Genomic DNA, 18,143 nt, shown 5'->3' with positions numbered 1-18,143 from the left:
AATTCGTGGTTTCGCAACGCGCATATGGATGTGTGATTCGCAGCGCGTACACAGCACAGCGGGCGCTAGCAAACATCGCTAGCGCCCGCTGATAGTTGCGGTTACCTGCAGTTAGACCCGTTCCCAGTGCTCTACGTCGCCTGGGATCATCGTAAATAGTCGATGTGTTCGCGGTAGGTAGGTGTCCAGTTCGAGGGTGGGTTCCTCAAGCCGGAGCTTGTCCAATACCTGTGGGCTGCGGGCTGTGAGTTTGTTGATGAGGTGGGCAAGTTCGTAGCGCAGTTGCCCGTCAGTGACGGTCATGATCACGGGGTTAGGTAACCTCTCCCCCAGCAACCGGGTGCGGTTGAATTTGTACCCGCGGGCATCTGCCTCATCAGCGAGGATGTGAAGGTAATCAACAATCGCTTGTTTGGGGTCTTCAGCTTCCTTAAATCTGTGCAGTTGCGGGTGGTTTGTGTAGCCCTTGGTGTTGCCGTGCAGGACCGCCTGCGCAAGGAGGGTTTCTCGCCAGCAAGCAATGAGGGCCTGGCGATCAAGGTATGCGGGGTCGAGGCTCCAAATTCTCACTGGTTTCCTCCTGGTTGAGTGGTGTCCCCGGCGGCGTGAGCTGGACGGCTAGCAGCGTCGGTGCTGACACTGGGCTCAGCGTCCGATGCGTGAGCTGGGTGACCAGCAGGGCCTTGCGTTGTTGATGGGGTTGGGTCTACTGCCCCTGGGCGGGATAGTCGGCTGGGCCACCACAGTGCGCGTCCAAGTTCGTGGGATAGTGCTGGCACAAGCAGGGTGCGCACGAGCAGGGTGTCGAGGAGGACACCGAATGCCACGATGAAGGAAATTTGCACGAGGAATAGCACGGGGATAACGGCTAGTGCCATGAAGGTTGCTGCTAGGACAATTCCGGCTGAGGTGATGACCCCGCCTGTGATGGCTAGGCCGCGGGTAATGCCGTCGTGGAGGCCATGTTTGATGACTTCTTCGCGCACTCGGGTCATGAGGAAGATGTTGTAGTCGATCCCTAGTGCCACGAGGAACACGAAGGCGAAGAGTGGCACGGCCGGTTCTGCGCCGGGGAAGTCGAAGACGTGGTTGAACACCCAGGCGGACACTCCCAGTGCGGTGCCGAAGGACAGGACCACGGTGGCTATGAGCATCAGTGGGGCAACTACTGCTCGCAGGAGCAGCCCGAGGATCAGGACGATCACGGCGAGCACCACGGGGATGATGAGGTTGCGGTCGCGGATGGATGCGTCGTTGGAGTCGATTGCTGTTGCGGTGCTTCCTCCGACGTAGGTTCCCTCTGGCATCGCTGCACGAATGTTGTTCACGGTGCTTTGCGCTGCGGTGGAGTCTGAGGCGTCGTTGAGGGTGACGGAAATGAGGGCGTCGTCGCCGTCGACTGCTGGTTCGTCGACTGTGGCTATGCCGTTGATTGCGTTGAGGGTTTCGGTGATCTCGGCGGATTGGCTGGCTGGGGTCAGCACGTAGGTGGGTGAGCCGGTGCCGCCGGGGAAGTGTTCGGCGAGTTTTTGTTGACCTTCGCGGGCTTGGGAGTACCCGATGACGAGGTCAGAGGAGGCAATCCCGTCTGCTTTGAGTTGGAACACTCCGAGGCTTCCTGCGACCAAGATCAGTGTTGATGCCACCCATACGAGGCGTGGGCGACGTTCAACAAACGCTGGTACGCGCTTCCAGAATCCCTTGGTGGGTAGTGGTGAGTGGGTTTCGTCAACTACTGGGCGGCGGGGCCAGAACGCTGCGCGCCCGAGCAGCATCAGGATGGCAGGTAGCAGGGTGAATGCTGCGAGCATTGAGAACACGATGCCGGTTGCGGCGACTGGTGCGAGGATTCGGTTGGATTCGAGGTCTGACAACAGCAGGCACAGCAATCCTGCGATGACTGTTCCGCCCGATGCGAGGATTGGTTCTACTGAACCACGGAGCGCCGCTTTAGTGGCTTGATAAGTGTCAGCGTAGTTACGCAGTTCTTCCCGGAATCTAGCTGTATACAGCAGTCCGTAGTCGGTTGCGGCCCCAATAACGAGGATGAACAGGATCCCTTGGGTTTGGGAGGACAGCAGGAGGACGCCTTCTTGCGCGAGGACAAAAACGACTCCGAGTGCCCCGGCGAGGGCGAACACTGAGGTGAAGAGCACTGCGAAGGGCAAGATGGGTGAGCGGTAGACGATCACCAAGATGATGAGGACTGCCAGTAGCGCTGCGGCGAGGAGGATGCCGTCGATTCCAGCGAAGGCGCTGGAGAGGTCGGCGGTGAGCCCTGCAGGGCCGGTGATGTAGACCTCAAGGTTGTCAGGGAGCGCTTCGGTGAGGTGGTCGCTGAGTTCGGTGACTTGTTCTGCGGTTTCGCCGTCTGAGGCGAGGGCTAGGAAGGCTTGGGCTGCGAGTCCGTCTTCGGCGGGTATCGCTGGGCTGGGTTCACCTAGCGCGCCGATGTCTGTGGCTGCTTGTGCAACTGCTGTGGTTATTGCTTCAAGGTCTGGGCCAGTGAGGGGTTCACCGTTTGCTGTGGTGATGAGTGCGATAGCTGGGATGGTGTCATCGCCAAGGAATCTGCTGAGTTCTTCTTGCACGCGGGTAGCGCCAGCGGAGGAGGGAAGGAACTGGGTTTGGTCGTTGGTGGAGACTTCTTCGACGCGGCCAAAGAGTGGGCCACCAAATGCTGCGGCACCAAGCCACACAATGACGAGGATCAGGGGAGTTATCAGGGTGCGCCATCTGGGGGTACGGCGGGTGGGTGTTGGGGGTGTCATGAGGTGTCCCTTGGGTGCAGTGGCTAAGCCATACGTTTTTATTCGCCAGGCAAGTATCTAGTCTGGCTAACTAGTTCTACTGTAGCGCACGAAAGGCTCGACCGACAGGTCGAGCCTTTCGTTGATCTTTGACAGAACTTCGTGGCGCAAGGACACCACAGTGGGCACGCCATTTCCCACCGCGCCCACACGCCTACCTACCCGGCGACTTTGAGGTCAACCTCAGCGTTTCCGCGGGTAACCCGGGAGTAGGGGCACTTCTCGTGCGCTGCTTCGAGGAGTTCTTGCGCAGTAGCAGTGTCGACACCAGGGAACTCGCCTTCAATGGTGACAGTGAAGAAGAAACCTGAGTCAAACTCGCCGTTGAGTGCGACGGTGACTGTCACAGCAGATTCTCCGACGTCGACCTTTTTGCTGCGGGCAATAGCTTTCACCGCTCCGTGGAAACAGGAAGCCCACGCTGCAGCAAAGAGCTGTTCGGGGTTGGTGCCTGGGCCGTCGTCTCCGCCTAGTCCAGCTGGCACAGAAAGTTCGACATCGATTTTGGTGTCCTGGGTTGCGACTCGACCTTGACGGCCACCGCCCCATGAGGTTGCACTAGTGACGTATTTGGGGTCTGACATATGTCCTCCTCGTCGTGCATCGGTTGATGACGTCTCGATCATGCCACCATATGACTCGTTACGCCCCCGCAGAATGATGCAACCAGGCCACAAAGTCCCCTTTGAGGATGATGTCCCACGGGGAGCAAACTCTTTAGGATCAGGAGGTGACCAGTACATTGACAGCCACACGGCGCACCATTGCTCAACGCATGGGGTGGGCATCCGCTGATGGCTCTACGCGCTCGACGCGTTTGATCGGCATTGACCTCGCTCGAGGGTTCGCCTTGATGGGCATGATGGCAGCGCACTTTATGCTGTCGACATCACCGGAGCTCACCTCACCCTCCACCTGGGGTGGTTTAGTGAATGGCCGGTCCTCCATTCTTTTTGCAACGCTGGCTGGGGTCTCGCTAGCGATTATCTCCGGGCGCACCACTCCTGTCACTGGACAAGCACTCAGTCAGACTCGTTTCAAAATCCTCGTTCGGGCAATCTTTATCTTTGTGCTCGGCAGTATCTTGGCCGCAATGAACACTGGGATCTCTGTCATTTTGCAGACATACGCTCTGCTCTTTATTGTTGCTCTCGCTTTTTTGACAATGCGCCGCCGTTGGTTGATCTTGTGGGCCGCCGTGTTCAGCGTTCTTGGCCCTTTCCTTACTTACGTTCTTCCTCTGCTTGCAGAGCGGGCTGCCATGTCCCCTCCGATGCCCGAGTTGCTGTTCAACAGTTCCTACCCGGCATTGTCGTGGATTCCGTTCATTCTCATCGGCCTCGCCATCGGGCGAACATCGTTGACATCCATGCGCAACCAACTGTCCCTCATTGGGATTGGCGCAGTACTTGCCCTGCTGGGTTACGCCACTGTCCCCGTAACCGCCACCATCAGTTCTGTGCTCTCTGGGGAGCCTCTGGTCATTGAGGATGATTCGCTCTACGAGAAGGACACGGCCAGCAAGGACGACTCCTCGAGCGAAGACATGGGCAATAAAGACCTCAGTTCCTACCCCGACCCCATAGCAGCTGCCAACCTTCAAGATGGCGAGTTCCTCCTCAATGGAGAAAATGCCACGGAAATCGACCTGTCAGGTTTGGAGTGTTGGGATGAGGTTAGCGACTACGGAGCTGGCGCCCAACGCAACGTGAACTGCTGGTCACAGGTTACTGATGATGTCAGCGCTGAACCGGTTGAGCGAAGCACACCTATTGATCATGTCGCCACACTGCTGGAGAACTGGGCAACTGCTGAACCTCACACCGCAACACCTCATGAGGTTATTGGCTCGGGCGGGTTCGCTATTGCCCTGATCGGCTTTTTCCTTCTCATCGGTTCGACGGTGCGTTACGCACTACTTCCAGTCATTGCCATGGGGTCCATGTCACTGACTACATACACCGCGCATGTGGTGAGTTACTGGTTCCTCAGCGACATGGCTATGAACGCGGATGGTTTCGCGTGGAAACCATGGCTCGGTTCTGTTGCGGTGTTCATGTTCGCGGCAACAGTGTGGCGGTTCTTCTTCACCCGCGGACCACTGGAATGGTTGTTGGCGATCATTGTGCGTCGCACCACAGGAGGTGGGGAGTTGTACCACGTGACAAATCCGCAAAAAGTTGGTAGCACTCCCGCCCCTGACCTTGCGAACAGCAAAAACAGCGGAAATCTAGCGGGAAACTCCCAGATTGATGCCAGCGAACTCACAGACATCCACGGGGGCAAGAGCGCATAGTGCACCCAAGGGAGAGATCTCGCAACCGCTTACGCTCAACATGCACATGCCATTCCGACGTGTCAGAGTTTTGACGTGGCCAAAACGCCATTCAGACGAAAGGAATGACAATGAGCATTATCAGCTGGATCCTCATCGGATTAATTATGGGAGCGATCGCTCGAGCTGTTCTTCCAGGCCGCGCAGGCGGTGGCTGGGTCATTACACTCGTCATCGGTGTTGTCGGAGCACTCCTTGGTGGGTGGCTTGCCGGTGCACTCTTCGGAGTCGAAACCAACGACTCCTTCTTTGACCTCGCGACCTGGTTGTGGGCCTTTATTGGTGCACTCCTCGTCCTCGTGATCTGGGGCGCAATCAGCGGTCGTAAAAAGCCATAACACGCTGAACAGCGCAACGGTGGGCTAGTTGCCCATCAGCCCCCTCGGCCTCACCGCTGAGGGGACTCAGAAGGGGTGCACATCCAGGGGGATGTGCACCCCTTCTGGTGTGCAGGAAACTTCTCCGGGACTCAAGCCCACAGAGGGCCTGTCGAGGTTAGTACTTAGTTGACCATGCGGCTGACCGTGAAGTATTTGACTGAGGAGCTAGGCACCCATCCGTCTTTCCCACCAACGCTCACGTAGGTCCACCCAGATTCCGCACCGCGGATATTCACGGTTTTCCGCGACGCCAAAGTAGAGACCGCAGCGCCTTTACTCCACGCTGTTTTACGCATCGTCGTCGCTGCTGTTACGCGATACCGCTTGTCTGTGAGGCGGACTGTTCCAGGCTTAACCCACCCAGTTTTCCCCTGAACCGACACCTTTGCCCATCCGTTTTTGCGGACGTCGAGAACCTTGACCTTCGTGCCCGTGGCAATGGTTTTCACTTTTGCCGATGTACTGCTGGTTTTGCTACGCACCACGGTTTTCTTCACAACAGCGTGGTATCGCACAGTCTTTTTGATGGCAGGTACCGCAGCGCGCCGTGGCTGCACGGTTCCCATGGCAACCCAGCCAGTGCGGCCATCGACGGTGACGGGGATGAACCCGGCCTTTGATTGCCCTGGCTTGTGAACAACGACTGAGTTCGGCTTCAGCGTTGTCAGCGCTTTTGCGGTTGACGAAGGATCGGTGCGCAAACTCGAATACAACGCCGTGTAGTAACTACACGTTGCTGGAGCTTTTGCAGTAGTCACTGAGGTCGCTTTTCCGCGAACATCGACCCCGCGTTCCTTGAGGAAGGTCACTGGGTTGATTGCTGTTCCCTTGCCATGGAAGGCGTCACGCCAGAGTTCAAGGTGAAGGTGTGGAGCTGTTGATGCACCAGAGTTACCTACCAGCCCAATTTTCTGCCCGGCAGTGACCTTGTCTCCCACTTTCACGAACCGTTTGGCGTTCCATACGTGAACGTATGCCGAGATGTAGGTGCGTCCGTTGACTTTGTGTTCTACCCCGATGTACCCGGCGGCACGTGAGGTGCCGTTGACGGTGTAGCGCACGGTGCCATCGGCAATGGCATAAATCTTGCTGTCACTGGGTGCTGCGAGGTCTTCACCGAGGTGCATTGTTGAGCCGCCACGTACCGGAATACAGCGTGCACCGAATTTTGAGGAAATTCGGTAACTCTTCGCCTTAAGTGGGTACGCGAACTTTTGCGTTTTCGCTGTGATGACGTTCTGTACTGGTGCAGGTGCTGTCGCATGCGCGGGCACCGTTGCCCCAAGGATGCCCAAAACAGTTGCGGTCCCAACTGCGAGCGCTTGGCGCATTCGGCGGGTGATGGTTGTGTGGTGTCTCGCGCTTGGCGCGTGGCTGTGGTTTGTGTCGTGCTGTGTCTCGCCCATGCTTCCCCCGTCGGCAGTGGCTGGTGACCCTTAAGCAAAACTGTGCCGTCAACAGTGGGTGGGCGCTAGGGGCGGGTGGGGTGAACATCTGTGTGGTGGGGTGGTTGTGGCGTTGAGCAGGGGGGATGTGTTGTGTTGTAAAACAGCCACAGCCAGCATGGGCACTGCTACCCATGCTGGCTGTGGTGTTGTGTGAGTGGTGTGTTGCTGTGAGGATTACCGCCGTGCGGTAACCGTCAAGGTTGCAGCTTTGGCTACTGATCCAAGCACTGTGGCTGAACCAAGGTACTCAGTACGCACCGTGTAGGTACCTGCTTTGGTGAGGTCATCATTGTTGATCACCGCTTTTCCTGTTCCGCCATGAACATCAACGAGGTGGGTGGCGACCTGTTGTGAACCGCGCAGCACCACAATCTTCGCGGTGCCTGTCACCATCCCTGGTGAGGACACTACAACGTTGACGGTGACGTCTTTCCCACCGATTGTTGTTTTCTTTGGGGTGAGGGTGGCGCGGGTGGTTGACACAGATTTTTCTACTGGTGTTGCGGGGGCCACGGTTACTGTGTGGGTGGGTTCGATGTTCCCTGCCCGGTCTACCGCGCGGTATTCGAGGCGTCTCGCGTCATCTGGCACGTTGACGGCCTCGGTGTAGGTTTTCCATTGCCCACCTGGCACCCGGTATTGCACTTTGTCTATTCCCGATGCTGCGTCGCGCGCATCAATGGTGACGGCGCGTTCCCCGGTGGTGACGAACGCTCGTGATAGCGGTGCCTCTGTGTCAACGGTGGCGTTGAGTGTGACGGGTGTGCTGATGGTGCCGAACACGTCTGCAGCACGAATGCGCAGTGTGGGTCGCCCATCGGGGAGTTTAACTTCTGCGGTGTCGCCAGTGTGGCGCACCCATTGCCCGTCGTTGAGTGAGGTTTCGATCCACTGCACACCGGTGTCATCTGTTGCGGTGACTTGCACTGTTGGGGTGGTGGTGTACCAGTCGTTTGCACCGTCGGGCTGTGAGGGGGTGGTGAGTGTGGTGATGCTGGGTGCGTCAGCGTCTGTGACGAGGATGCGTAGTTCGGCACGCACGCTGGAGCCAGGTATGGGTACGGTGCGCAGGACAAATTCACCGGGGGCATCGGCGTAGTTGGTGGGTAGTTGGGGCCACATTACTGGCTGCGTGCGCTTTGTTCCATCGGCGTAGGTCACAGCCACGGTTGTGGGGAGTGTTGCTGGTGTGCCTTGGGGTGTGGTGACTTGTTGGTCGGCGATGGTGTCGACGAGGAGGTCGGGTTGGTAGGCGTGGAGGACTCGTTCGTATTCTTCTTGGGTGATGGGTAGGACGGTGCCGTGCCGCGGTGAGGTGGGCAGGTCTGAGTCTGCTGCTACGGAGTACCACCCGTTGGGGTCGGCGAGGTTGTGAGTGGCGAAGGGAACGTACCCGCGCCCGCCGTGATAGGAGGGTTGGTCGATGAAGAGAAACCAGGTGTCGTCTTGGGGTGCTGAGGTGTCGCCGGGGTTTGCTTTGACGATGGTTGGGCCTTCTCCTGCGGTGAAGGTTCCGCCCCATTGGTTGGCGAGGCCGTGGCCTACTTTTTCGGTGATGAGTTGCCACCCGCTGGTGGGGTCTGCGGTGGTGGTTGGCAGTGTCCCGGTGATGGTGTTCAGCAGGCTGGTGGAACGTTCCAGCCTGGGGATCATGTATCGCTCGTCTTTGGTGAAGCGGTAGAAGTAGTCGCCGTCTTTGATGACGGTGGAGTCGATCATGCCGAGCCCTGACCCGCGTGATACGTCCACCCAGACGGTGGGTTCGCTGAATTCAACGAAGTCTGTGGTGGTGACGTACATCATTTTTTGGTACGTGGTGCGAATGTCGCGCCCAGCGGTGTTGGTGGTGGGGTAAAGCGCTGATGCCCAGTACACAACGTATTGGTGTGATGCTTCGTCCCAGTACGCTTCGGGCGCCCAGGTGTTGCCGGCGTAGTCGGTGGAGACTTTAACGTGCCGCTGGTTGGACCAGGTGATGAGGTCCTCGGATTCCCAGATTTCCAGGTGTCGTGAACCGCTTTGTTGGGCGGTGGCGAAGGAATTGTTGGGGTAGATTTTCAGGTCGGTGGCAAGGAGGAAGAACTTGTTTCCGTCTGCTGATCGGATGATAAAGGGGTCGCGGACGCCTTGTTCACCAAAGGTGGATTCGAGGACTGGTTTGCCGTCGTTGAGTTCGTCCCAGGCGAGGGCGTTGTTCCCTTGTGAGGCTGCAAAGTACACTTTTTCTCCGTTTGCTACTTCGCCGGTGAAGTAGGGGAAAAAGTATGCGGCTAGGTCGGTTGGGGCTGGGGTGGGTTGGTCATCGTCGATGACGGTGACTTGTAGGTCTGGGATGCTTGCTGCCGGTGCGGCTGCTGTGGTTGGGGCTGCTTGGGCAGCGGGGGTTATCCAGAGGGCGGCCGTGAGGAGCATCGTTGCTGTTGTGGCTACCGTCCGTGTCGCTGGTGAGACCATGGGGTCCTCCTGTGCGTGGGGATATGTGGGTTGTGGGGTGGGTGGGGCCGGTGTTCCCGGCCCCACCGGTTGGTGCTATCGCACGGTGAAGGCGCCTTGAGCGTCAGCTGGGGCGTACACGCTGTCACCGGGGTAGGTGACAGTTACGGTGTACTTCCCGGACGACGCTGTGGCTGAGCGGGGAAGTTCAACGGTGACTTTCCCCTTGTGGAGGGTCGCGGCGACTGTGTAGACGTTTTTCTTTCCCCGTTTGACGGTGACAGTGACGTCTCCGCTAGCGTTCTTTGGCGCTTTAACGCGGATGTCTTGGGGTTTGCCTGCACGGATCGCTTTGTGTTTTGGTTTGACGCTCAGCGAGGTCTTTTTCGCGGTGACCGTGATAGTCAGCGTTGAGGTGGACGGTGCTGTGACGTCGTTTCCGGAGTAGGCCACGGTAATGGTGTGGCGCCCCACGGGCAGGTGGCTCAGTTTCAGTGTTGCGGTGCCCTTTTTGAGGGGAGCCGAGGCGAGGGGGGTGTCCCCCACGCTGGCAGTCACTGTTCCACTGATTGCTGCCTGTGAGGTGACTTTCACGGCGAGGCGGGCATCTTTACCGGCAGTTATCCGTGTGTCTTTCGCGGTGACCTTCACCTGTGAGGGTGCTGTTGGGGCATCTGGTGGAGCGACCTCCATGGTGGTGGCGTCCTCTTTGTTCCCTGCCTTATCGGTGGCAAACCAGGTGATGGTTTGCGCTGCCGCTGCGAGGGTCACGGGCTCGTTGTACTGCGCCCATTGCCCGTCATCGACCCGGTAGGTGATGCCAGCTAACCCTGATTCCTCATCAACGGCACGCATTGTGACGACCCGGGTTTCAGGGTTGATGTCAGCCCGCGACAGTGGGGCGCGGGCATCCACGTTCACGGTGATGTCCCGCAGGTCTGACTCATTACCAGCCTTATCAAAAGCCCGGAATGCCACGGTGTGCTGACCGTGATCACTGACCGTCGCAGTAATGGTGTCGTTGCCCTGTTTGCCGGTCACCCACTCACCGTTGTCCACCCGCCATTCGATGCGGTCCACGCCGCGGATATCACTGGCTGTTGCGGTGATCTCCAGTGGTGGTGCGTACCATCCGTTACCGACGGGTTGTGGGAGTTCCGCTAGGTCGATGGCGGGTGGGGTGGAATCTTGGGTTTCTAACCTGATGAACGTCACCGAGTAGGGGTCCAACGCTGCCGTGAACTCGTTACCAACATCATTACGCGTGGTGGTAACCGGTGCCACGTTATCCGGTGTGGCTTTGGTGTTCACCGCCCCACGGTCTCCGGCAAGTGTTGTCACTGTGGCGTTGTCCCCCACTGTGACGTCGTTGACCTGCACGGTTGTGGTGTGGTGGGCGTTGGAAGTGTTCACCAACTTCACCACCAGGTCACCAGTGTCCGTGTCCCGTGACACCCCGGAGAACAGTTCTTGGGTTTGGGCCGTGTCACTGTATTCCAGGTGCAGTTCCCCATCGAGGTACAGCTTGACGGTGCGTTCAGAGACCTCAATACGCAGGGTGTAGGTTTTCCCGGTTTCCAGTGAAACGCCTTCTTTGGCTTTCACCTCACCAGAACGCCCACCTTGGGCTTTCTCCAACACTGAACGGGTGTTGTTCCACCCGCCAAGGTTCCACCAGAAGTACTCATCTGATGCTGTTGCACCAAACCCAATAAGGAACCCTTCGTCACCTGATTCTTTGGTTGCTTCCACCTCAAGGGTGTAGTTGTCCCAATCTTTGGAGTAAGCGTCAGTAATGATGGCTCGGGCATCTTCAACAGTTGCATCGGATTGCCGGTACCCACCGTCAGCGAGCGCCCACGTTCCGGTGACTGGGCGCCACGCGGAAGCGTCGGTGAAGTCTTCGGTGAAGAGGTTGGTGCCGTCATCACCGGTGACGGTGATGTTGTCGTAGGTTGCAGCGGTTTTCCAGGTGGACAGGAAAATTCCACCGTTGATGGGTGTTTCTGGGATGTGCCCACCTGATTGGGTGGATGGAACAATGGCGTCGCCGTGGTTGTCGGCGAACATTTTTTGCACCCAGTAGTTTGGGGTCACCCATGATTGGTGGTTGTTGAACCAGATGGCGTCTGGTGACCATTGGACGTGGTCTTCGTTGGCGAACAGTGGCGCGTAGGAGGCAAGTTTGACGATGTCTGAGTTACGTTCCAGCGCGATCATGTAGGACGCTTCAGCGACAGCGTTAAACATGGTGTTGCCCCGTGAAGCGTATTCACCAAGAAATACTGCTGGGCCTTCGCGGTCGTAGGTGTCGTACCTGTTGTGGTTGGACAAGAACCACCCTGGGTCGTTGTAGTAGTGTTCATCAACCATCGCGACGCCTTGTTCGCGGTTGAAGTCCCACAGTTCATCAAATCGGGTACCGGCGTCATCAGGCCCGGAGTTGGAAATGATGGTGATGTCTGGGAATCGTTCTTCGATGGCGTCACGGAACGTGGGGAAGTTCGCCTCGAAGGTTTTGGTGTTTTCTTCGTTGCCGAGCCCAATGTAGGGCATGTCGAAGGGCTCAGGGTGGCCGAGTTCCGCGCGGATCGCACCCCAGGTGCTGTCTGTTGGGCCGGTGGCAAATTCGATGAGGTCAAGGGTGTCGTTGACCCACCGGTCGATCATTTGTGGGTCGGTCATCTCGGGGATGGTCGAGCCGCACCCGTTTGCCCCCACTGACACAACGGGCAGGGCAAATGCGCCGAGGTCTTCGGCGAGGAGGAAGTATTCGAGGTACCCAATTCCGTAGGACTGGTTGTAACCCCAGAAATTCCAGTTGGTGGCGCGTTCTTCAACGGGCCCAATGGTTTCTTTCCACTGGTAGGTGCGTTTGCGGTCGGTGTAGCCGGACTCTTCGTAGCTTTTGAAGGTCCCGACGTTGGTGACACAGCCGCCAGGGAACCGCAGGAACTGCGGGTTCATGGCGTCGAGCTTCTCGGCGAGGTCTTTACGGAGCACAGATTTTCCGTTGACCGGCCCTTCCCAGGTGTCTGTAGGGAAGAGTGACACCATGTCGAGGGCCAGTGTGCCTGCTGCGCTGGTGGTGACGTTGAGGCGCCCTGTGGTGGTGTCACTGGTCGCGGTGAGGGTCACGGTGTGCTGCGCCCAAGTGTTGTCCCCTGGGACGGTCAGTGTCCCTGTTGCTGCGGTGGTGTCCCCTGACGCGTCGGTGACGGTGACGTTCAGGTTTTGCGCGGTGTCGCTGCGCGCCCACACTGAGAAGTCGTAGGTGTCCCCCTTGATGAGGGTGATCCCAGTGTTGTATCCGATGTTGCGGATACCAGCGCCGGGCCCGGCAGCGTTAATGGTCAGGTAGTTGCGGTTAGAGTCGTTGAGCCGCCCGTCATCGTTGACCACGGTGATGTCCCCGGCAGCGGTGTCACCTGCGGTGACTTTTTGCCATGCTGTGAGTGCGTTGAACGATGCGTTGTCTGCGGTGGTGAATTCAAAGGACCGGTTGCGGATGAGCTCGGCATATAACCCGCCATCTGCGGCGTAGTTGATGTCTTCGTAGAACAGGCCGTACAGGTCTGGTGATGTTTCGATGAGGGTGTCGTCACCGTCGATGGTGAGGAGGGAATCTTCAGCGAACGTCACCGAGTTCACGGCGAACCGCGCAGCACCGTCCCTGTCCCCTAACGTGAGAACAGCACCGTCACCAGCAGTGACACAGTCGGTGTCACTGGTACACAGGGTGACCGTTCCCCCACCAGCATCGTGAAGGGTCAGCGGTTGTGGTGTGCCCTGTCCGGACAGGGTCAGGGTGTTGTCGGTGACCACGATGTGTTGGTCGGCAACTGTTGCGGTGAACGTATCGCCGTCACGCGCATCGACGGTAATAATTGCCGATGCCGCCCCCGGTTCCGAGGTGACACGCAGCCCGCTGTCAGTGACAGTGAGACGCCCACCGGTCGTGGGCGCCAGGGTGAACGCGTCTGGCGGGTTCACCGACCCCGGCGGAGCTGTTTCAAGAGCGAAGTAGTCAAATGATGCGGCCAGTTCTGTGCCGTCTTGTGCGCCCAGTGCGTACAACCCGACCTGGGTGACATCAAAAGTGACCGCTTGGGTGTGCAGTGTTTGCCACTGGGTGTCTGCCCACAAACTGCTGGTGAGAGTGTCCCCTGAGCGTTGAATTCTCAGGGTTTCTGAAGCAGAGTTGGGGCGGTCCTCAAAGTCAGCTGCACTAAAAACGGCGGCTGTCTCCACATCGGTTTCCACCGCGATGCCGCTGGGCGTGAGGCCACCAACGAACGTGAGACCGGTGCGAACATAGTTGTCCAAGTCGCCCATGGCAATCAACCCGGCACCTTGGTACACGGTTGCAACCTGCGCGGATACCTCAGTGACGGCGGTGAAATCCCCAGCCGGGACATCCATGACAAAAATGTTCTTTGCCGTGTTGTCGCTTTGGTAAGTATCTCCGCGTGGTGCATTGATCGTGAGGCGTGACTCTGCTGTGTCTACCGCCCACTTTGAGGTGTCTTCGTTCAGGATCTGCCACTGTGAGGACAGGTCAGCGTCGAAATCGTCAACAACCGGGACACTGGCGTCCGGGGTGTTGCGCATCATGTTTGCTTGGGTGGGAAGTGTTGCGAGAAGGGTGGCAGATAGTGCTGCCACCAGCGTTATTGCCGTAGTTCGGGCAGCCTGACGTGCTTGCCCCCTGCGATGTACTCTCATGCACGTGCCTTCCATCATGTATGTCGTGGACGTGACGCACTCAACCTCATTGTTCAGTGTGAGGAGAGTGACGGAACTTCAGGCACCATGAGAAAATCACAGTGCCTCTCCTCCTCAAATTTCGGAGAGCAAAACGGGTGCCAATGGCCCCGTTAGCGTGCCCCTCACCGGACCCCAAGTTGCCGCTTCGGCCGGTGAGGGCACGTAACTTCACGGTCGTGAACCGCTCACCTCACTTTCTTGCGCGCAATCGCGCGCTGCAACAGAACAAACGCGAGGAGTACCACTCCGATGAACACCTTCGTCCACCAGGAATCCAACCCCTCACGGGCGATCATGACCTGGATCAGGCCATACACAGTGACCCCAAGGAACGTGCCTAGCACGTAGCCAGCTCCCCCGGTCAACACAGTCCCACCGATGACTACAGCGGCAATGGCATCAAGTTCCATGCCGATTCCGGTGAGGTTAAAACCGGACTTTGTGTAAAAGGCGAACAGCACTCCGCTGATACCCGCACAGGTTCCGGAAATCACGTACACCCACAGTGTGGTGCGCCCAGCGTTCAACCCCATCAGTTGGATGGCGTTGCCACGGTCACCTACCCCCACCCCATACACGGTGCGACCAAAGCGGGTGTGATGCAGCAACAGGTACGCCACGGCGAGCACGGCAACTGCCACGAGCATCGAGGAGTTGATTTTCCAAATGTCGCGGCCTTCACCAAACTTCAACGACCACCCAGCAAGCGCAGAAAACCCATCGTGATCGATACCCACCGACTGCACAGACACCACGTTCGCTAACCCGCGGGCCAAGAACATGGCAGCCAGTGAGGCTATGAAGGGTTGGATGGAGAAGTAATGAACCATCACCCCGATCATGAACCCAAACAGAGAGCCAATTCCCACAGCCAACGGCAGCACAATCACCAGCGGCAACCCCGTAGGGAGCAGGGTGGCAATAACCAAACCAACCAGGGCAACAACCGCCCCTACGGACAGGTCAATACCGCCAGTGAGAATAACAAACGTCATCCCCACCGCGAGCACAAGCAGATATGAGTTATCAACAAACAGGTTGGAGAACAGTTTGATGGATACAAAGTCACGCCGCTCAGTGGAGTAACGCATCTGCCCAATAACCAGCATGAGGATCAACGTGACGAGGGTGCCCATGAGCGGCAAGGTGGAGGGTGTTGTCATGCGATGCCAGAGCTTCGCGGCACGATCACCCCAGGATCGCTGCGGGGAACCAGCACCCTGTGGTGCAGGGGTTGTGGTCACTGTTGGTGCGGTCATGAGACAGCCACCTCCTTGCGTGGGTCATCAGCAGAGCTGGTTGATGCGGTGGTTGATGGCGCAGAGGGGGGTGTTTTAGTCCGCATGCGCCCGCCCGCTTTATGCAGCCAGGTGCGTAACTCGGGTGACTGTGCGATACATACCGCGATGATGACAATTGCCTTAAAGAGCGGTGTGATCTGGGAAGGGAGGTGGAAAATGATGACAGCACGTTCAATGGTGGTCAGGATCAAAGCCCCAATGACGGTCCCCGAAAGGTAGAACTTTCCACCTGACAACAATGTGCCGCCCAGGACGACACACATAATGGCGTCCATTTCTTTCATGAGGCCAATATTGTTGGCGTCTGCCGCCATTGTTGGAGCCCCATAGACGATGCCCGCCAACCCGGCAAGTACACCGGCAAGCGCGTAGGCAAACCACGTAATACCGCGTGAGTTCACACCAGCTAAGCGCGACGCTTCGCGGTTAATCCCGATGGACTCCAGCATCATGCCTAATGCGGTTCGGCGAACGATGACCGCCACAATGACAAACACCACCGCGGCAATAACCACCGGGGTAGGTAAACCAAACACTGAACCAGACCCAATAAATTTAAAGGGCGCCGATGTCACCGTGGTGATTTGCGCTTGTGTGATGAGCATGGCGATACCGCGGCCCGCCACCATCAGGATCATGGTGGCGATAAAAGGTTGAATCCCCAACACTGACACAAGGAATCCATTGAACATTCCGCACAGCAAAGCCACGCCAATACCCAACGCCACCGCAGCCATCACAGTGGGGACTTCGCCTGCGCTGGCACTGCCCTGAAGGTAAGTCAGTGACACGGCCAGGCTGATGGCCATCACCGCACCAACGGACAAGTCAATACCAGCGGTGGCGATGACAAGCGCCATCCCAAGGGCAAGCAGCAGCGGGGTGGCAGCAGTACGCAAAATATCGATCGGTTGACCAAAGAGCGCACCATTACGCACATCAATAGACAAAAAGCCTGGGCTATTGATCTGGCATGCGAGCAATAAAACAATCAAAGCAACAACGGGCCAAAAAAGGCGGTGGTGCCACACGGCACCGACAATCCGTTGCACAGGTGAGGTAGTCATGCGTTGTGCTCCTTGGTCACGGTCGCGTGAGTCGCTGGCTGAGCGGCGTCGCGGGGTTTCGCGTCGGTCAGTGCGGCGATCGCGTGGAGAATGTCGGTTGAGGTCAACGTGTGCTCAGCGTTATCCAGATCATCGGTGATGACACGATCTTTGAAAATCAGCACCCGGTCTGACACCCGCAGCACCTCTTCAAACTCCGAGGAAATAAACACAAAGCCCATTCCCTCACGAGCTTGTTCAACAACAAGCCGTTGAATATCAGCTTTCGCACCAATGTCGATGCCACGGGTCGGTTCATCAAGAATCAACAGTTCAGGTTGGGTAGCTAACCACCGTGCGAGCAAAACCTTCTGCTGATTTCCACCTGAGAGGTTACGAATCAGCATGTTCGGGTTCGCTGGGTAAATGCGTAAAGCGGTGAGATAGCGCTCAACGATGGTGTCGAGTTCAGCTTTGGGGATGGGCCGCCACACTCCTCGCAAGGACTGCAGCGCCAGGGCAATATTCTCCCGAACAGTGAGGTCCCCAATGATGCCTTCTTTTTTGCGGTCCTCAGAGGAGTACACGATGTTGTTCTTGAGCGCAGTTTTCGGGTCATTGATGGGGGTTGGTTTCCCACGCAGGCTTGTTTCACCGTGTTCTGGGCGGTCAACGCCAGCCATAAGTCGCGCTGTTTCGGTACGACCAGACCCAAGGAGCCCAGCAAGCCCCACGATCTCTCCAGGGTGGACGGTGATGTCAACGTTCTCGACTTTCCCGAATTTCCCTAACCCCGCAGCCTGATAAATAGGCGTCGCATCCTGTTGCGGATCACGCCGCTCAGAGGTTTTGTCAATCTTTTCGAGTTCCGCCCCTGAACGCCCAATCATCTTCTCGATGAGCTGCAGTCGAGGCAGGTCACTGACCATGTATTCACCAATGAATGAGCCGTTACGCAACACGGTAATACGGTCGGAGATCTCGTAAATCTGATCCAAAAAGTGTGACACGAACAAGATAGCAACCCCTTGGTCACGTAACTCACGGATCACAGCGAAAAGCTCGTCAACTTCTGCTTGTTGAAGGCTGGACGTTGGCTCATCCAAGATCAACACTTTTGCTTGCACAACGGTGGAACGCGCGATGGCGCACAACTGCTGAACAGCAATGGAATGTTCAGAGAGTTTGCTGGATGGGTCGATGTCCAAATGCAACCGGGCAAGGAACGTGGCCGCCTGCGCTTTCAGCGCACGCCAGGAAATGAATGGCCCAAACCGGGGTTCGTGCCCCAGCATGATGTTTTCCGCAACCGAGAGGTTCCCGCACAGGTTAACTTCCTGATAGACCGTGGAGATCCCCGCTTTTTGTGCGGCATCTGTACCGGTGATTCGCACTGCTTTACCGTCAATGTTCACAGTGCCAGCAGCTATTTGATACACCCCCGTGAGGGCTTTAATAAGTGTGGATTTTCCGGCCCCATTTTCTCCCATGAGTGCGTGCACCTCGCCGGGGAAGAGGCGGAAACTCACGGAATCGAGTGCTTTGACTCCAGGAAATTCGATGGTAATCCCGGTCATTTCAACAACCGGGGCGTGGCCTGATGGGTGCGACATGCACGCCTTC

At 57.6% G+C, this 18,143-nt stretch carries 11 protein-coding genes; 2 read left to right on the top strand and 9 right to left on the bottom strand.

Annotation, left to right across the window (positions count from 1 at the left end; translation table 11 throughout):
• Positions 1 to 111: 111 nt before the first annotated feature.
• The 3 genes from G538_RS0112060 to G538_RS0112050 all read right to left on the bottom strand — a co-directional run bounded on the left by G538_RS0112060 (position 112) and on the right by G538_RS0112050 (position 3,394).
• A complete protein-coding gene (locus tag G538_RS0112060) occupies positions 112 to 570 on the bottom strand; it encodes a pyrimidine dimer DNA glycosylase/endonuclease V (protein ID WP_029069513.1) in 459 nt (152 codons plus the stop codon).
• Positions 567 to 2,771: an MMPL family transporter gene (locus G538_RS16630; protein WP_084618397.1), complete on the bottom strand. Its 2,205-nt coding sequence runs from the start codon at positions 2,769 to 2,771 to the stop codon at positions 567 to 569. The genes G538_RS0112060 and G538_RS16630 overlap by 4 nt, the downstream gene beginning before the upstream one ends.
• Positions 2,772 to 2,968: 197 nt before the next feature.
• A complete protein-coding gene (locus G538_RS0112050; RefSeq protein WP_029069512.1) occupies positions 2,969 to 3,394 on the bottom strand; it encodes an organic hydroperoxide resistance protein in 426 nt (141 codons plus the stop codon).
• Positions 3,395 to 3,540: 146 nt separating this feature from the next.
• Between G538_RS0112050 and G538_RS17550 the strand changes: the two genes are divergently transcribed.
• Together G538_RS17550 and G538_RS0112040 are read left to right on the top strand one after the other, a co-directional pair.
• Complete coding sequence (locus G538_RS17550) at positions 3,541 to 5,106, top strand: heparan-alpha-glucosaminide N-acetyltransferase domain-containing protein (RefSeq protein ID WP_051197100.1); 1,566 nt, start codon at positions 3,541 to 3,543, stop codon at positions 5,104 to 5,106.
• Between the two features lie 110 nt (positions 5,107 to 5,216).
• Entirely contained in the window at positions 5,217 to 5,483 is a 267-nt protein-coding gene (locus tag G538_RS0112040) for a GlsB/YeaQ/YmgE family stress response membrane protein (RefSeq protein WP_029069511.1), read from the top strand.
• A 164-nt stretch (positions 5,484 to 5,647) separates the two neighbouring features.
• Here G538_RS0112040 and G538_RS17545 read toward each other — a convergent pair whose 3' ends face one another.
• From G538_RS17545 to G538_RS16600, 6 genes are all read right to left on the bottom strand, one after another.
• Entirely contained in the window at positions 5,648 to 6,931 is a 1,284-nt protein-coding gene (locus G538_RS17545) for a peptidoglycan DD-metalloendopeptidase family protein (protein WP_029069510.1), read from the bottom strand.
• A 216-nt stretch (positions 6,932 to 7,147) separates the two neighbouring features.
• The gene (locus G538_RS17540) at positions 7,148 to 9,427 is read right to left on the bottom strand and encodes an OmpL47-type beta-barrel domain-containing protein (protein ID WP_029069509.1); all 2,280 of its coding nucleotides are present in this window, start codon (positions 9,425 to 9,427) and stop codon (positions 7,148 to 7,150) included.
• 75 nt (positions 9,428 to 9,502) lie between these two features.
• Positions 9,503 to 14,131, bottom strand: coding sequence for an alpha-L-arabinofuranosidase C-terminal domain-containing protein (locus tag G538_RS17535; RefSeq protein ID WP_169514123.1), 4,629 nt, complete (start codon positions 14,129 to 14,131; stop codon positions 9,503 to 9,505).
• A gap of 227 nt (positions 14,132 to 14,358) precedes the next feature.
• Complete coding sequence (locus tag G538_RS0112020; RefSeq protein ID WP_029069508.1) at positions 14,359 to 15,432, bottom strand: ABC transporter permease subunit; 1,074 nt, start codon at positions 15,430 to 15,432, stop codon at positions 14,359 to 14,361.
• The gene (locus G538_RS16605; protein WP_084618394.1) at positions 15,429 to 16,541 is read right to left on the bottom strand and encodes an ABC transporter permease; all 1,113 of its coding nucleotides are present in this window, start codon (positions 16,539 to 16,541) and stop codon (positions 15,429 to 15,431) included. Before G538_RS16605 ends, G538_RS0112020 begins: the two co-directional genes overlap by 4 nt.
• The gene (locus tag G538_RS16600) at positions 16,538 to 18,133 is read right to left on the bottom strand and encodes a sugar ABC transporter ATP-binding protein (protein ID WP_084618392.1); all 1,596 of its coding nucleotides are present in this window, start codon (positions 18,131 to 18,133) and stop codon (positions 16,538 to 16,540) included. The genes G538_RS16605 and G538_RS16600 overlap by 4 nt, the downstream gene beginning before the upstream one ends.
• Positions 18,134 to 18,143 lie beyond the last annotated feature (10 nt).

Origin of the sequence: Jonesia quinghaiensis DSM 15701 (genome assembly GCF_000423205.1) — a bacterium.
Taxonomy (GTDB): domain Bacteria; phylum Actinomycetota; class Actinomycetes; order Actinomycetales; family Cellulomonadaceae; genus Jonesia; species Jonesia quinghaiensis.
This window is presented reverse-complemented; position numbering and strand designations above follow the sequence as displayed.

What these genes read in the sequence shown, in the direction of transcription:
- G538_RS16630 (WP_084618397.1), bottom strand. Translation starts at nt 2,771, where the DNA reads ATGACACCCCCAACACCCACCCGCCGTACCCCCAGATGGCGCACCCTG.
- G538_RS16605 (WP_084618394.1), bottom strand. Translation starts at nt 16,541, where the DNA reads ATGACTACCTCACCTGTGCAACGGATTGTCGGTGCCGTGTGGCACCAC.
- G538_RS0112020 (WP_029069508.1), bottom strand. Translation starts at nt 15,432, where the DNA reads ATGACCGCACCAACAGTGACCACAACCCCTGCACCACAGGGTGCTGGT.
- G538_RS17540 (WP_029069509.1), bottom strand. Translation starts at nt 9,427, where the DNA reads ATGGTCTCACCAGCGACACGGACGGTAGCCACAACAGCAACGATGCTC.
- G538_RS17535 (WP_169514123.1), bottom strand. Translation starts at nt 14,131, where the DNA reads ATGAGAGTACATCGCAGGGGGCAAGCACGTCAGGCTGCCCGAACTACG.
- G538_RS17545 (WP_029069510.1), bottom strand. Translation starts at nt 6,931, where the DNA reads ATGGGCGAGACACAGCACGACACAAACCACAGCCACGCGCCAAGCGCG.
- G538_RS0112050 (WP_029069512.1), bottom strand. Translation starts at nt 3,394, where the DNA reads ATGTCAGACCCCAAATACGTCACTAGTGCAACCTCATGGGGCGGTGGC.
- G538_RS0112040 (WP_029069511.1), top strand. Translation starts at nt 5,217, where the DNA reads ATGAGCATTATCAGCTGGATCCTCATCGGATTAATTATGGGAGCGATC.
- G538_RS16600 (WP_084618392.1), bottom strand. Translation starts at nt 18,133, where the DNA reads ATGTCGCACCCATCAGGCCACGCCCCGGTTGTTGAAATGACCGGGATT.